Here is a 16,216-nt window from a genome sequence, read left to right as displayed (position 1 = left end):
TGAAAACATCAATTTATACTCTGTCCAGGCGGAGAGGTAACTCTCTGATACGCTTGCCCGACTCGTTGAAAATAGCATTGGCCAATGCCGGAGCCAGAGGGGGTAAGCCAGGTTCGCCAACACCACCAGGTTGCTCTTCATTCTGTACAATGTGAACCTCTACCTCGGGCATCTCATTGAGCATAAGCATCTGATAGTTGTGGAAATTGGTTTGTCGGGTTCTGCCTCTACTAAATACTATCGGGCTTTTGATAGCAGCCGTAAGCCCCATAACGATGTTCCCTTCAGTTTGAGCGCGTATCGTATCAGGGTTCACCGTCATGCCGCAATCTATAACAGCTATCACTTTTTCTAGCTTAAGCTTTCCGCTTTCATCACGTTTAACTTTAGCAATTTGCCCACAAATACTTCCGAAACACTCGGCAAGGGCTACGCCTTTCCCGCTACCTTCTTCCGTAGCCTCGTTCCAGCCTTTTTCTTCCAGTATTTCCAGTACTTTTACAAAACGGGGGTGCTCTTTCAGCATAGTTTTTCTAAACTGTAGAGGGTCTTGTCCGGCTTCGTGCGCAACTTCATCTATAAAACACTCATGAGCGAAAGCATTAGTAGACGAATATACAGAGCGCCACCACAACACTGGTATTTGTGACTCATAAGGCACGTAGCGCGTCATTAGGTTAGGAAAAGCATAACCAGTATTAATAGCTTCCATGACCCCACCAGGCAGCTTACTTTTGTCAGCATCCGGCCACTGATGGCTTAATGCCTGCCCAATCATTTTGTGTTGCAGGGAGGTAGGATTGCCCTCTGCGTCAAAACCTGCCTGTAGGTGATGGTATGTTCCCGGACGAAAAGGTCCCTGTTGTGTATCATCTTCACGAGTCCAGATAACTTTAACCGGCTCATTTATCTGCCTGGAAATAGAAGCTGCCTCTATGACAAAGTCGTTGAAGGCACGGCGGCCAAACCCTCCTCCCAGAAATGTGACATTTACTTTAATTTTTTCTTCGGGTATATCCAGGTAGCCAGCAAGGTCTCGCATAGCCCACTGTGGCGATTGGGTTGGCCCCCACACCTCGCAACTACCGTCTTTTTTTACGTGTGCGGTCATGTTCATAGGTTCCATGGGGCTGTGGGCCAGATAGGGTAGTTCGTACTCAGCCTCAATGGTTTTAGCAGCACTTTGTATTCCCTCTTTAAAGTCACCTATACTTTTATGTGCCAGGCCATCTTCAGCCTTCAGCGCTACCAGCTCTTCGTGTATCTTTCGCGAATCAATATCTTCAAAGCCACTTAGGTCCCATTCTATTTTAAGGGCCTTTCTACCCTTGGTAGCAGTGTAGTATGAGTCTGCAACTACGGCTACGCCTTCCAGCTTATAGCCGAAAACATGGCGTTCCGTTTTGAGGACATGTTTTACCCCTGGAATTGCTTTTGCAGCAGTATCATCAAAGCTTAGTACTTTACCATGAATGGTTGGAGGGCGCTCAACAGTTGCATACAACAAGCGAGGCATTTCTAGGTCTATGCCGAACACCGCACTTCCGTCAACTTTAGCGGGGGCATCTTTACGCGCCAGCGGCTGGCCCAGTACTTTAAAATTTTTATGCTCCTTTAGCTGAGGGTCTTTGGGGGCTTCCAGCTTTGCAGCATCGGCTATCAGTTGGCCATAAGTAAAGCTTTTGCCTGATTTTTTGTGGTACACCTTGCCCTTTTCAGCATAGGTTTTACTCACTTTGGTCTTCCAGCGTTTGGCGGCGGCTTCTTGCAGCATTTCGCGGGCAGCCGCTCCCATTTTACGCAAAGGTTCCCATTGTCCTCTTACACTATTGCTACCTCCTACAATCTGGCTTCCATAATTCTTATTGCCCAAGCCCTGTACAACATGTACTTCTTCCATATCTACTTCCAGCTCTTCGGCTACCAGCATGGGCATGGACTGAAAAACTCCCTGACCCATTTCTGGTTTGTGGTTCATGATCGTAACCTTACCCGCTTCATCAATTATTACAAAGGGGTTGAGCTGCGCACCACTAACACCTTCAGCATTTACTTTGAATACTTCGGCTTCCTGCCCTACAGAAGGAATAGCAAAGCCAAGGGTAAGAACAGCGCCGGAGGCTCCGGATACTTTTAAAAAATTTCTTCTATTCATTAGCTTGTCCATGAGCAGTCATTTCTTTAGAGGCTTCTTGTATCGCTTGTTTAATTCTTTGGTAGGTGCCGCAGCGGCAGATGTTGTGCATAGCACGGTTAACATCTTCCTCGCTAGGCTGAGGAGTGCTTTGCAGAAGGGCAGAGGCGGCCATAATCTGCCCCGACTGGCAGTATCCGCACTGGGGCACCTGAAGTTTAAGCCATGCTTTTTGCACAGGGTGCTCGTTGTCGTTGGACAGACCTTCTATTGTAGTTATTTTTTTACCGGTAGCTGCCGATACTGGGAGTACACAAGTACGTGTGGCTTTGCCATCCAGGTGTATGGTACAGGCTCCGCACTGGGCAATTCCGCAACCAAATTTGGTGCCTTTAAGACCAATCTCATCCCGAATTACCCAAAGCAACGGCATCTGCGGATCTACATCAACAGTATAATCCTTACTGTTAATGTTTAATTTAAATTCTGCCATGATTGTGTAGTATAAAAAAAGGTTAAAAACGTATGTAACAGGCCTTCTAATTTACCAAAATGCTGCGTTGCTCTTTTAGCTAATCTATGATTTATAGAAGATTTGCTCTTATTTAGAGTTTATCTAAATACGGGCTTGTGTTTGAGCCCCTGCGATTGCTCCCAATTCGTAAGAAAATGATTCATGGTTACAATTCTATAGGTTGAAAGTATTATACTTTGTCCAGTATCGTACAAGAATGTGCGCAAACGTACAATCCATATGTACGTACAGCTAAAATTTAAGAATACAAGCTGATTTGCAAGGTGGCATACTTTTTTACTATACCAATTTGTTAGTACTGGTTAAAGACTTACAGGATATGCTGAAAAATTATCTGATTGTTGCTCTTAGAAATTTATCCAGACAGAAAAGTTTTTCCTGGCTAAATATAGCCGGACTTACCTTGGGCATAAGTAGTGCGCTTATTATCTTTTTAGTGGTGAGGTTTGAGCTTAGCTTTGACAGGTTCCATACCAATGCTGACAGAATCTACCGGGTATTGTCAGGCTCTCCCAAAGAAGCAATACTTGAAGATGCCGGTACGCCCCATGGCCTGCGAGAAGTTATGAGCCATGAATTTTCTGAGATAGAAAAGATAGCAGTTGCCTTTAAAGTTAATCCAGAAGAAACTCAGATTGAGATTAATGACAATATAACAAAAGAAGATGGGATCGTATTTGCGACTCCTACTTTCTTTGAAATATTTGACTACGATTGGGTTGTTGGTAGTCCTGAGTCTTCCTTAAGTGAACCTGGGCAGGTAGTTATTAATGAGCAACTGGCAGAAAAGTACTTTGGAGGTGATGCTATAGGCAAGCGTATAATCTATAACAATAAGCATGAAGTATTGGTAAGCGGAGTGATTAAAAACATGCCCCGCAATACAGATCTGAGTATGCGCATGATTATTTCTCATGCTACTTTTGAGCAGAGCGATGAGTATGACAAAGAGTATAATGCCAACCGTAATTCTTACTATCAGACCTTTGTTTTGCTTAAGCCTGGTACTGATCCGGAAAGTGTAAATGCTCAGTTTCCGGCTATGATAGAGAAGTATCAGGGAAAGGAAATTGCTGCCAGTTATATGTCTCATGCCTTGCAGCCAATTAGCGAAATGCATTTTAGTGAAAATGTTGATAATTTTTCAGAGCGCTCAGTTTCCAAAGAGGTAGTATACAGCCTGGCATTAATAGGACTTTTTTTATTGGTTACAGCCTGTATTAACTTTATAAACCTTACTACAGCGCAGGCAGTAAAGCGCTCTAAAGAGGTAGGAGTACGTAAAGCGCTAGGGAGCTCACGCACCCAGTTAGTAAAACAGTTTATGGGAGAAACAGCGCTACTTACCCTTTTTGCAGTGCTTCTTTCTTATCTGATTACTGTGAACATTATCCCTTACCTAAGCCCTCTTTTTAATATCAGCATAGACTATGCGCTAGTGCAAGATCTGCCTACATTTGTTTTCCTGCTGGTAACAGCAGTGTTTGTAAGCATACTAGCCGGTTTTTACCCGTCTATTGTGCTTTCTTCTTTCCGACCGGTAACAACGCTAAAAAACACCCTGACTAATAAAAAAAGTGGAGGCTTAGGTTTACGCAAAACGCTGATTGTATTTCAGTTTGCCTTATCCCAGGTGCTTATTATTTGCACTATTGTAGTGTTAAACCAGATGCATTACTTCAATACCAAATCTTTGGGTTTTGTAAAAGAAGCTGTTCTTACCCTGGATATCCCTTTTACCAGAAGCGAAAGACTGGAGTCGTTTCGCCAGCGGCTTAAAGAGCATAGCGCAATTCATGAAGTTAGCTTTTCTCTCAATACGCCTGCTGCTACTATCAATAAGTCGTGGACATATTTTGGACATAGCGCATTGGAAAATAACCTGCCTTCTGAGATAAAATTTGTAGACCCCAGCTACTTACCCTTCTACGATCTTCAGTTACTATCAGGAAGAAACTTAATTGATAGTGACTCTACCGAACTTGTAGTTAATGAGGCCTTTCTTAAAACCATCGGAATAGATGAGCCAGATAAGGCATTAGGAGAGGAGGTAGAGTATTATGGAACGAGCGGTACTATAGTAGGTGTAGTAAGAGATTTTCACTCACTTTCTTTGCAAAACATGATACCGCCTCTAATGCTGACTCATAACTCAGACATGTTCAGAAAAGCTTCTCTCAAGATTGATATGACACAGGCTGGCGCGGCAATAGCGACTACGGAAGAGGTATGGAAAGACCTGTTTCCCAAGCAATATTTTGCCTATAAGTTTCTGGACGATGACCTGGCGACTATGTACGAGCAGGAAAGAAATACCTCGCGTTTGTTAAGCATCTTTGCCAGCATTGCCATATTTATTGGCTGTCTGGGGCTCTATGGACTAATTAGCTTCATGACTGTGCAAAAAGAGAAAGAGATGGGAATAAGGAAAGTATTAGGAGGCAGTACTCAGCATATTGTCTATCTGTTTACCCGTGAATTTATTATACTGGTAAGCATTGCTTTTCTTATCGCTCTTCCGCTGGGCTATTATCTTATGAACGAATGGCTCAACAATTTTATTTACAGCATAGAATTAGAATGGTGGATGTTTGCCCTGGCTGCTTTGAGTGGAATACTAATCGCAGCGCTTACTGTGAGCTATAAGTCGTTAAGAGCAGCGCTGGTAAGCCCTGCAAATTCTTTGAGAGGGGAGTAATCAGGTGAAATTATGTTGTCTTTTTAGCAGGTGATAATCTTCTGGGGTATCAATATCCGTAATTCCCTGAGGGAATGCTATGCCAGTCACATCTTGCTGGTTTTTAAGAATTAATTTTCTTGCTCCCTGATCTGCTTTGAGTTGTAAAAGGGCAGAAAAATAAGTGTGATGAAAATATGCCGGTACACCCAATATACCCTTGTACTCCGAGGCTATAAGAGGTTTATAGGTACTGCTGTGCGTGCGAATTAGTTTTTCTAAATGCTTAGCGTTAACGTAAGGCTGGTCGGTAAGCATTATACATATGCCCTCTAATGATGCGTTACTTTTTAGCGCTGCATGTACGCCGGTACGGATGGAACTCCCCATCCCTGATGCCCAGTCAGAATTAATAACAATCTTTACCGGCAACTTTTCTGCTGAGCCTCGTATCTTTTCTGCATTACAGCCCAGGACCACCCAAACTTCTGCAGTATTAGCTTTTAAAGCTTCTTCTGCCGCTCTTTGTAAGAGTGTTTTTCCTTCAAAGGGTAAAAGTTGCTTAGGCTGGCCCATTCTGCTGGAGCTGCCTGCCGCCAAAATGATAATAGCATTTTGCTCAGGCGCGCTCATGAATAAAACCCTTTTTATTTTTTAACATACCTGCTTTTGCGCTACGGTGTATGGCCTGTATTTCTGAAACGATAGATAATGCTATCTCTTCAGGTGTTTCTGCGCCCAGGTCTAGTCCTACCGGGCTATACACTCTCCTTTGCTCAGCTTCGCCTATCATGACACCCTCCTGAGCCAACTCATTTATCATTTTAATAAATCTCTTTTTAGGGCCTAGTATTCCGATGTATTGAACTTGAGTAGCCAAAAGCTGAGGGAGTACGGCTTTGTCATAGGCAAAATTATGCGACATCAAAACAGCATAGGTGTAGGGGGTAAAGTTGAGCTGTTTTACTACATCTTCTCGTGCTGCGTGTAGCACCTGGCAGGCCCCAGGAAAACGCTTCCTACCAGTATGTGCAACGCAGTCATCCGTAACACTGACTTTCCAGCCGAGTTCGGTCCCCAATTTTACTACAGGTGTAGCATCGTAGCCCCCACCAAAAATGACAAGTTCAATACTTGGTTGTAGTACTTCTATGCTTAGTTCTACTTTTCCCTGGCTTAATGTGTAGGTACGAATACCATTTTTAGGATTTTGGATCACCTTCTCTAAGTCCTGCCTTACTTCCTGGGCCAGTATTGGGTCAGCCATATTAGTGATTGTATTACCCCGGCTATCTATGATGAAACGTTGACCAATTATATTAGCCATAGATTCTTCCACATTAAAAACAGTAGCAATAGCAGCTATTTCCCGGTCTTCCAAAAAATGTGTAAAAACCTGCATCAGATCAAGCTGTTGTTCCAAATAGCCTAATGGTTCTATAAGTACATCAATAATACCATTGCAGCCCAAGCCAACGCCCAATCTGCTGGCGTTTTCGTCGGTCATGGTATCGTAGGTGACTACGCTAGGTGTATTCCTGAGTATTGCCTGACGGGCTTTGCGTAAAGCATCTCCTTCCAGGCAGCCGCCACTAATCGCTCCAGTCCACCTTCCGTCATCGCTCATAAGCATACGTGCGCCAGCTCTCCGGTAAGAAGAGCCCTGTACTTTAACCACGGTAGCCAGGGCTGCCTGCTGGCCACTCTCTTTAATCTGTTGGTAAGCTTCTACAATTCTACTAAGCTCCTTCATACTGCTTCCGGTTGATGCGTAGTGATTTTAGTTTTTCAAATATTAAAATTTACTCAAAAATATGTTGAGCTTTCTATCTTAGACAAAGTAAAACAGTAATATACACAATTACTATGGCACAACAGAAAGCTCCTTTGTCATGTCAGAAAGAAAAATTCAGCCTTTCCCCTGATAGCACTTACCTCAATTGTGCGTATATGGCTCCATTGCTGAAAAGTGTAGAAGATGCAGGCATTAACGGCCTTAAGCTAAAGCAGGCTCCTCAACAGATAGGTCATTATGAATTTTTTGATTTAGCCACTCAACTCAGAGAAGCTTATGCTCAGCTTATTAATAGTACTGAGCCTTCTCGTATTGCAATACAGCCTTCAGTGTCGTACGGTATGGCTAGTATAGCTAAAAACCTGAAAATAGAGAAAGGAGATAATATTGTAATGGTAGGGGAGCAGTTTCCCAGTAATGTCTATACCTGGCAGAAGCTGTGCGTTCAGCATAAAGCCACTCTTAAGGTAGTAGATGCTCCCATGCAAGCTGCAAAGAGAGGAAAAGTCTGGAATGAGCGCCTGCTGGAAGCTATTGATAAGCGAACCCGCCTGCTGGCTATGGCGCATGTACATTGGTCTGATGGTACTAAGTTTGACCTGCCAGCCCTTCGGAAAAGAACACACGATGTAGGAGCGCTATTGGTTATTGACGGAACGCAGTCGGTTGGCGCCTTACCCTTTGATATGCAGGAGGTTCAGGCAGATGCTTTAGTATGTGCCGGCTACAAATGGCTGTTAGGCCCGTACTCTATAGCCCTGAGCTATTTTGGAGAGGCCTTTGATGATGGTGAGCCCCTGGAGGAAGGGTGGATCAGCCGGGAAAATAGTGATGATTTTGCCAGCTTGGTCAATTATCAGAATGAATATCAGGAGGGAGCTTTAAGATACGAAGTAGGAGAAAGAAGTAATTTTATACTTGTACCCATGATACTTCAGGCTATCAAAGAAATTAATCGTTGGGGGGTGCAAAACATCCAGAATTATTGCGAGCAAATAAGCAATAGAAATATTGAGACATTAGCACAGCTAGGATTTATGATAGAAGCTCCAACATTTAGGGGGCATCATTTGTTTGGTGTAAGACTACCAGAAAAGGTATCTATACAAAGATTACAGGAAGAACTAAAGAACAGCCACATTTCAGTTTCTATCAGGGGTAATTCAGTGCGTGTCTCTCCTCATCTGTACAATGACGAGAGAGATATAGATAAGCTGTTACAATGTTTTTCCGCAATGGTATAAAAAGAGAACCCCGAACGCGACCAAACGTTCGGGGTCAACTATCAACCTTAAACAAACGCTAAGAAAAATCCTTGCGCTATTGTACAATTCACAATAACTGTGCCTGATCAAAATAAAGATTCATCTTAGAATATTTATTTAAATAGCAAAACAGTCATTTTCTTACGTATTGCAAATGGTTAACGATGGCACCTTGGGCATGTTGTGTTAGAGTAGAATAAAGACGTCTAATTTATTTAAGCAATCAGGGAAAGTCTATGGATCATTATTTACCCTTGTTTCCTCTCAACCTGGTCGCCTTTCCGGGCGAAGATGTAAACCTGCACATCTTTGAAGAACGCTACAAACAGCTTATTCGCGACTGTATAGAAAAAGACCATGCTTTTGGCATACCAGCATATATCAACAAAAAAATTGAATATGGTACGGAGGTGTATGTCAAAAAAATAGTTAAAGAGTATGAAGATGGACGTATGGATATTACGACCAAAGCAAGCCGGGCTTTTAAGGTAATGTCGTATATGAATCCGGTAGGCGGGAAGCTATATGCCGGCGGCGATGTATTTTATCTGAAAGATAAAATGGATGGTACTGAGGAGTTGCGGAGAGAGATGATAAAACTGATTACTAAGCTATATGAGCTGATGAATATCGTGAAAAGAGTGGAAGTAGATGCAGATATTACTACCTTTGAGATCGGCCATAAAGTCGGTCTCTCGCTGGAGCAGGAGTATCAGCTTCTTAAGATAGAAAGAGAATACGATCGTCAGCTTTTTTTAGTCCAACACCTGAAAAAAACTATTCCTGTGTTGCAGGAAATGGAGCGAACCAAAGAGCGAATACGGATGAATGGCCATTTTAAGCATTTTGACCCTTTAGATTTTTAAATTTCAGAGTGCCCATATGATAAGCCAAGATACTCAGCTCTCAGCATTTAGCGTTATACTACTTTTTATCGTGGGTAGTGGCATTTTTGTGAGCATTGCGTTATTAACGGCAAAGATGATACGCCCTGACCGGCCAAATGCAGAAAAGAATACTACCTATGAATGTGGTGAAGATCCTAGCGGTTCTGCCTGGGGTCAGTTTAATTTTCGCTTCTACATTGTGGCTCTTATCTTTATCCTCTTTGATGTAGAAATTGTGTTCTTATTTCCGTGGGCAACCGTTTTTGGACAAAAGACCCTGATTGAAGGCACGCATGGGCTTTGGGGCTGGTTTTCTTTAGTAGAGATGCTGATCTTTATCGGAATACTTTCTTTGGGCTTAGCGTATGCCTGGGCTAAAGGATTTCTGGACTGGATAAAACCACAGGTTAACAAGCCCGAATACAACTCACATATACCTAAAGAACTTTACGATAGGGTTTCAGACAAGTATTAATACTGGCTCGCTCGTATCAATTTAAAATCAAGATTATTATAATCCGAAAAAGATAAAATGGGAGGTCTACTAGATCAGCAGTTTGGAAAAGGAGGCGTTATTGTTACCAAAATAGATGATATGGTAAATTGGGCAAGGCTATCTTCACTATGGCCTATGGGCTTTGGTTTGGCTTGCTGCGCCATAGAGATGATGTCTACCTACGCTTCGGGTTATGATCTTGATAGATTTGGCGTTATTCCTCGTCCTTCACCAAGACAGTCCGATGTAATGATTGTATCCGGTACAGTTACATTTAAAATGGCAGACCGGGTGCGCCGATTATACGAGCAAATGTCGGAGCCGCGCTATGTCATCTCTATGGGGTCCTGCTCCAATTGTGGTGGGCCTTACTGGCAACATGGCTATCATGTAGTGAAAGGTGTAGACCGTATTATTCCGGTAGATGTTTATGTGCCAGGCTGCCCTCCGCGTCCCGAAGCCTTGATAGGGGGAATACTCAAGCTGCAAGAGAAAATTCGTAAAGAAACTCTGATGGCCCCTACTGCTTTAGAAAAACTGATGGAAGACAAAGAACAATCAACCTGCCCGGAAAAACAGACTGTATGAGCCTGGATGAAATTAAAGAGATACTTATCAATAAGTTTGGAGAAGACATTCTATTAGAAAGCGAAGTAGAATCTACTCCTCCTATGCTTACTGTCGCTGCTAGTAGAATAGCAGAGGTATGTATGGAACTACACACCAACGAACACTGCTATTTTGACTATCTGGCCTGCCTGACGGGCTTAGACCACGGGCCTGAGCAGGCAAAAATGGAAGTGGTGTATCATCTGTATTCTATTCCCTATAATTTTCAACTGGCATTAAATATAGTTTTTCCTCGTACGGCAGAAGATACTGAGCTTTTTGAGGTGCCTACTGTAAGCCATATCTGGCGGACTGCTGACTGGCATGAGCGCGAGGCGTACGATTTGGTAGGTATTCACTTTAGCGGTCATCCTGATCCTAGAAGAATACTTCTCCCTGCCGACTGGGAAGGGCACCCCCTTCAAAAAGATTACAAAGAGCAGGATTACTATCACGGAATTAAGGTAATTTATTAAGCAGCATGGCTAATCCGATACAATATCAGTTTGATGAAGCACATTTAAGAAGATCTGCTCCTAACAAGTTCAGTCCTGAGGATTTAAAGGTAGAGGAGATGATAGTGAACGTAGGGCCTCAGCACCCCTCAACCCACGGCGTATTACGTCTTGAGGTAATTACAGATGGAGAAATAATAGTAGATGTAGTGCCTCATTTAGGTTATTTGCACCGCTGCTTTGAAAAACATGCTGAAAATCTGCCTTACAATCAGATTATTCCTTTTGTAGACCGCATGGACTATCTGGCCTCTATGAACTCCGAACATGCCTTTGCTATGGGAGTAGAGCAGATGCTAGGCATCAAAGACCAGGTTCCACCGCGGGTAGAATTTATAAGAGTGCTGGTAGCTGAGCTCAACCGACTAGCTTCACATTTTGTAGCTATTGGTACTTATGCGATGGATATTGGAGCTTATACTCCTTTCTTATGGCTGATGCGGGACAGAGAGCATATTATGCGTTTGCTGGAGTGGACTTGTGGGGCTCGTATGTTGTATAATTACATATGGGTCGGTGGTTTATTCTATGACTTGCCGGTAGGCTTTGAGAAACGTTGTTCAGAGTTTGTCCGTTATCTTAAACCAAAACTCGCAGAGCTCGAGAAGCTGGTGATGGAGAACAAAATATTTGTGGAGCGAACGGCCAATGTAGGTGTATTACCCTTAGACCTTGCTATTAATGCAGGTATCTCTGGTCCAATGTTACGAGGTTCAGGTCTTAAATTAGACCTGCGGAAAGTAGATGCGTATTCTGTTTATCCGGAGTTGGAGTTTGATGTGCCTGTGGGAGAAGGCCTGATGGGCACTATAGGTGACTGTTGGGATAGAACTCATGTGCGAGTAAGAGAGTGCTATGAGTCATTAAAGATTATTGAGCAGTGTCTGGATAGACTACAAAGCGATTTAGCTCGGACCAAAGAATTTGACCCCAGAGCTTTAGTACCTAAAAAAATACGTCCTAAAAAACAGGATTTATATGTGAGGGCAGAAAACCCCAGGGGTGAGCTTGGTTTCTACTTTCGTGCTGATGGTAAAAGTGATGTCCCTTTTCGGTGCAAGGCAAGAAGTAGTTGTTTTGTAAACCTTTCTATAATAGGAGCAATGGCCAAAGGCTGTATGATTGCTGACCTAATTGCTATTTTGGGGTCTATAGATATAGTGCTGGGTGAGGTGGATAGGTAGTGCAGTATTTTTATGTTAGACGGTCACGACGAGCTTGCCATAGTTTTCATTCTGAATTTTAGGATCCGGTAAGTATACCCAAACCTCAGTACCCATTTGTGGTGTGCTCTTTACTCTTATTTCTCCACCTAGTTTTTCTACGTGAGTTTTAACAATAAACATCCCTAAGCCAGAACCTTCGGTATGGTTGTGCCCTCTGTAAAACATATCAAATGCACGCTTCTGTAAATCTTTATCCATACCTAGCCCATTATCTTTTACCTTAACCTTTATTCCTTCACGGTATCTTCGTACTGAAACTTTAGTTACTGCATCTGCAATATTAGGCTTACGATATTTGATACTGTTTTCAATCAGGTTCTGCATAATAGATTGAAATAGCTTTTCTTCTGTATAAAAAGAAAAGTTTTCTGAAGCAGTAAGGTGGATAAGCACTTTATCTTTTCCGGGGTAAGACTGTAAGTCATGGATAATATCCTGTAGCTTTTCTCTAACCATGATAGGCTTGTACTCAATGGTATCTTTTTTTGATAAGCCCAATTCAAGCAAGCCCATCAGTTTTTCTTCCAGTCTCTGCGCACTTTTTTTGATCAGCTGCATATAGTTCTGACTGGCTTCTGGGTTGTCAGATTCTAATTCCATTAACTGAAAAAGCCCATTCATTGAAGCCAGGGGCCCCTTTAAGTCGTGAGAGATACGATAAATGAGAGTTTCTAATTCCGTATTTTTCTTTTTAAGCTCTTCCGTAGCCTTGGCTAACTGTCGATCATCCTTAGCAATCATTATAAAACCAGGAAAATCTTTAATAGGCATACAGGATAGTGAAAGTGATACAGGTAATTGTTTTTTACCACGTACACAAAAACATGATCTTCTATTATATACCTGACCATTTTCCAATACTTCCTGCTGAAGAGCCTCAAGAAACTCCGTTTGTTGCTTTGGAAATATCTCAGTAATATGAAAACCTACAATTTCTTCTGTCTTATAATTAAGTAATTGACTTGCTTTATCATTAATGTATGTGACAATAAAGTTTTGGTCAAATGAAATAACCATATCCGAAACACTCTTCCCTATACATTCGCAGGGACTAAAACTCTGCTTCGTTATGCCACCTACCTGTAACTGAAACTCCTCATTGCTTTGCTTATACATCGTCACTGTTAGTTTTATTAACCTCAAAAACTTAATTCATGTACTAAAGCTACGAAAAAAAAAGATAATTATAATTATTCTAATATTTGATATTACTATTAATAGAATGTACCTGAGGGATTAGAGCAGTTTTTTGACATTTTTTTGAGTAGGAATGATAAACATTACATGAATAAGCCTATCAAATGAATAAAATGAAAAAGTAAATATTTATAAATCTAGCTTTAAAGGCATATTTACTGGAAATTTTTAGATCAGAACATTACATCCCTCTTTTCAAGAAATTTCTATTCATTACTTATCTCGTAACAATAGCCACGGGAAAACACTAAAGGGATATAATATTTACTACTTAAGTAAGTGATTCTTATCTGGCAAGATTAATTTTTCAGTAAGCTAGTTAAAGTTCGTAGGTAAAACTTAAGCTTAGTCCTTAAAAATGTAGCGTCTTTTTATATATCCTTATATCTACTTAGTTAATCTTCTTAAGAAAGTCACATACGATCGCTAAAAAGTAAATAAACCGATGTTTCAGAAAATATTTGGTGTATTGTATTAAGGTATTTACTGCTTTAGTTATAATACTCCTTAGTATCTCCTTTTTCGGTCTGATTAAGCGCATATAATGAGCAGATTGTTGACTGTATGATATTGACTATGGTTGTACACTTTTGTAGAAAAACTTATAACTGACCTTATTATCATGCCAGCTTGAATAGTTATACAGCTTATTTGTTACATTTTTTTGTGTATAATTTGTACAATAATCATAAAAGTGTACTGCTGTGAAAGCAAATTATTCTTGCTTGGTCTGGGGTATCATCTTCACTTTATGCTTTAGCAGATGTGTGGAGGATAAGAAAGACTTTATAGAGCCTTTCGCTGATGTTAAAGAAGCTTCAGGAGTAAAGCCTAATAGCTTTATTGCCGAATGGAAAGCTTTTCCATCAGCGGAATACTACTTACTAGACGTTGCGTTGGATACAGCTTTTACAGAGAAAGTAGAAGATATATATCCGGTATCTGTAAAAGAGCTAACATATAAGGTAGACAATTTAAAGCCAAATACGCTCTACTATTACAGGGTAGGAGTAAAAACAACTTCTGGTACTAACATAAAATACTCTGAAACACAGCAAGTTTCCACTATTCAATTACCAAGCCCGGTAGCATTTGATCCTCTGAGTACAAATACAAATGAGCTTAACTTAGCATGGTCGTCCGTAGAAGAAGCAGAAGGATATAAGCTTGAAATATCTTCGCATATTGATTTCGTTGAAGTAGATAAAGTTTATCTTATTCAGGGTGCAAAGGATACAACTTATTTAGTTGATAACCTGGATGCCAAAGAGGCTTACTTTTACAGAGTAAGTGCCTTTCAGGGAGAACATTTTTCGTTACCGTCAAATATTAGATATGCAGCTACTACTCAACTAAAAAAACCTGAGGGGCTAAATGTAGCTGACTCTTCTTATACTACAATACTACTTAACTGGGAAAAAGTAATTTCTGCAGAAAGTTATGAAGTTGAACTTAGTTTAGATCCACTTTTTACAAATAATGCCTCTACTTTTTATCAGGTAGAAAATACTTCTTTACCTAGTATCAGTTTGAGCGATCTTGATGCTAATACAATATATTATGTAAGGGTAAGGGCTAAGGAGGCTTCATTGTTTTCTGTATACTCTTCTACTCTAAAAATAAAGACTAAAAGCTTAGCTGCACCTCTTGCACTTCAGGCAAGTGAAATTGGTAGCCGTACGTTTAAAGTTAGTTGGAATGAAGTAACAGAAGCCGAGGGCTATATACTTGAGTTAGCCACCGATAGAGAGTTCAAAAACAAAGTTAATAGTTATGCCTACGTAAATACTCTGGAGCTTATATACCTTTTTACCAACCTTCAGGCAAATACAGACTATTATTTCAGAATACGCACTCAGGCTTATAATTCGTTATCTCAATATTCTGATACACTTACCATCAGAACTGAAAATTTAAGCGCTCCATCTAGTGTAGACATTGTTGACCGTAAGTTAACCTCATTTACTTTGTCTTGGGGTTTAGTGGAAGGGGCAGAAAGCTATCTCTTAAGTATCGCTCAGGACAGTACTTTTTCTAACTTTTTAGAAGGTTATAGAGAAAAAGAAATCATTGACAATCAGTGGACACTTACTGGTTTAGATCCTTTTGAGAAGTATTATATCATTATTAAAAGTAAAAATGGAGAGGTAGTTTCTCAGGAAAAGCTACTTACATATGTTGGTGCAGCTATTCCAAATGCTTGTATGCTATCTTATAGGGCATGGGAAGATGGGTTAGAAGAACATTATATTTATGAAAATCGTCTGCTGGTAGGTATAGAAGGTAGCAGAAATGGTGTGTTAGCATACAGTTGGGAACTGCTGTATCAGGGAGAAAAGCTGGTAGAGGCCAAGAAACATACCGGTTCAGGTACTTTGTCTTTATCTGAAGTTTGGACGTTTGGGTATACTGAAGATAGCTGGATAAGCCTAGAGCGCGAAGACGAAAGTAAAAATACGCTTGAATATATAGCACTTGCATATGATGATGAGGGGAGGGTGTCTAAAATAGAAAAGTTTGAAGAAACGAATGCTACGAGCCCATTATCTGAAGAAAATTATACTTACATCAGCAGTCATGAAGTAGAAGCAAGAAATGCGGAAGGTGAGCTTATTAAAAAATGGAAGTACACTGAGTATATTAATCCTACCATAAAATTTACTCCTCAGGTAAATGCTTTGCTTTATGATTTAGTCGGTAATACACTAATAGGGAAGGCACCATTGTATACTTTAGGTTTATACCAAGAGAGTGATGGTTATGCTTGGAATAAACATGCCTATGTCTATGATACAAACGATTTGGGTGTCCCTGTAAAAGTGTATCCCGGTGATGAGTCTCCAACTCAAACATTTCATTTCCAATCATGCGGATTTTGAT

Annotated in this window: 13 protein-coding genes; 8 read left to right on the top strand and 5 right to left on the bottom strand. The window is 41.0% G+C overall.

Annotated elements, in window-relative coordinates; genetic code table 11:
- Positions 1 to 13: 13 nt before the first annotated feature.
- Entirely contained in the window at positions 14 to 2,155 is a 2,142-nt protein-coding gene (locus tag PZB74_RS04950) for a molybdopterin cofactor-binding domain-containing protein (RefSeq protein ID WP_302241238.1), read from the bottom strand.
- Positions 2,148 to 2,627 carry a (2Fe-2S)-binding protein gene (locus PZB74_RS04945; protein ID WP_302241236.1) on the bottom strand — a complete coding sequence of 160 codons (480 nt, stop codon included), beginning with the start codon at positions 2,625 to 2,627 and terminating at the stop codon, positions 2,148 to 2,150. The genes PZB74_RS04950 and PZB74_RS04945 overlap by 8 nt, the downstream gene beginning before the upstream one ends.
- A 361-nt stretch (positions 2,628 to 2,988) precedes the next feature.
- On the opposite strand from PZB74_RS04945, the gene PZB74_RS04940 reads away from it, so the two are divergent.
- On the top strand, positions 2,989 to 5,367 hold the full coding sequence (locus PZB74_RS04940; RefSeq protein ID WP_302241235.1) for an ABC transporter permease: 2,379 nt from the start codon (positions 2,989 to 2,991) through the stop codon (positions 5,365 to 5,367).
- Here the strand turns inward: PZB74_RS04940 and PZB74_RS04935 are convergent, their stop codons facing one another.
- Together PZB74_RS04935 and PZB74_RS04930 are read right to left on the bottom strand one after the other, a co-directional pair.
- Positions 5,368 to 5,979 (bottom strand): nucleotidyltransferase family protein, encoded by a 612-nt coding sequence (locus PZB74_RS04935; RefSeq protein ID WP_302241234.1) that lies wholly within the window; start codon positions 5,977 to 5,979, stop codon positions 5,368 to 5,370.
- Entirely contained in the window at positions 5,966 to 7,099 is a 1,134-nt protein-coding gene (locus PZB74_RS04930) for an XdhC family protein (RefSeq protein ID WP_302241233.1), read from the bottom strand. The genes PZB74_RS04935 and PZB74_RS04930 overlap by 14 nt, the downstream gene beginning before the upstream one ends.
- A 113-nt stretch (positions 7,100 to 7,212) precedes the next feature.
- On the opposite strand from PZB74_RS04930, the gene PZB74_RS04925 reads away from it, so the two are divergent.
- The 6 genes from PZB74_RS04925 to PZB74_RS04900 all read left to right on the top strand — a co-directional run bounded on the left by PZB74_RS04925 (position 7,213) and on the right by PZB74_RS04900 (position 12,097).
- The gene (locus tag PZB74_RS04925; protein ID WP_302241232.1) at positions 7,213 to 8,385 is read left to right on the top strand and encodes an aminotransferase class V-fold PLP-dependent enzyme; all 1,173 of its coding nucleotides are present in this window, start codon (positions 7,213 to 7,215) and stop codon (positions 8,383 to 8,385) included.
- 257 nt (positions 8,386 to 8,642) lie between these two features.
- Positions 8,643 to 9,272, top strand: coding sequence for an LON peptidase substrate-binding domain-containing protein (locus PZB74_RS04920; RefSeq protein ID WP_302241231.1), 630 nt, complete (start codon positions 8,643 to 8,645; stop codon positions 9,270 to 9,272).
- A gap of 16 nt (positions 9,273 to 9,288) precedes the next feature.
- Positions 9,289 to 9,768, top strand: coding sequence for an NADH-quinone oxidoreductase subunit A (locus PZB74_RS04915; protein ID WP_302241230.1), 480 nt, complete (start codon positions 9,289 to 9,291; stop codon positions 9,766 to 9,768).
- 57 nt (positions 9,769 to 9,825) lie between these two features.
- Positions 9,826 to 10,377 carry an NADH-quinone oxidoreductase subunit NuoB gene (gene nuoB / locus PZB74_RS04910; RefSeq protein WP_302241229.1) on the top strand — a complete coding sequence of 184 codons (552 nt, stop codon included), beginning with the start codon at positions 9,826 to 9,828 and terminating at the stop codon, positions 10,375 to 10,377.
- Positions 10,374 to 10,874 carry an NADH-quinone oxidoreductase subunit C gene (locus PZB74_RS04905; protein ID WP_302241228.1) on the top strand — a complete coding sequence of 167 codons (501 nt, stop codon included), beginning with the start codon at positions 10,374 to 10,376 and terminating at the stop codon, positions 10,872 to 10,874. Before nuoB ends, PZB74_RS04905 begins: the two co-directional genes overlap by 4 nt.
- Before the next feature lie 5 nt (positions 10,875 to 10,879).
- On the top strand, positions 10,880 to 12,097 hold the full coding sequence (locus PZB74_RS04900; protein WP_302241227.1) for an NADH-quinone oxidoreductase subunit D: 1,218 nt from the start codon (positions 10,880 to 10,882) through the stop codon (positions 12,095 to 12,097).
- A 15-nt stretch (positions 12,098 to 12,112) separates the two neighbouring features.
- Here the strand turns inward: PZB74_RS04900 and PZB74_RS04895 are convergent, their stop codons facing one another.
- On the bottom strand, positions 12,113 to 13,255 hold the full coding sequence (locus tag PZB74_RS04895) for a PAS domain-containing sensor histidine kinase (RefSeq protein WP_302241226.1): 1,143 nt from the start codon (positions 13,253 to 13,255) through the stop codon (positions 12,113 to 12,115).
- An 848-nt stretch (positions 13,256 to 14,103) separates the two neighbouring features.
- Here PZB74_RS04895 and PZB74_RS04890 point away from each other — a divergent pair.
- Positions 14,104 to 16,215 (top strand): fibronectin type III domain-containing protein, encoded by a 2,112-nt coding sequence (locus PZB74_RS04890; protein WP_302241225.1) that lies wholly within the window; start codon positions 14,104 to 14,106, stop codon positions 16,213 to 16,215.
- Position 16,216 lies beyond the last annotated feature (1 nt).

The organism is Porifericola rhodea (genome assembly GCF_030506305.1).
Taxonomy (GTDB): domain Bacteria; phylum Bacteroidota; class Bacteroidia; order Cytophagales; family Cyclobacteriaceae; genus Catalinimonas; species Catalinimonas rhodea.
Note: the sequence above shows the minus strand (reverse complement) of the source record. Positions and strands in the feature narration are given on the sequence as shown.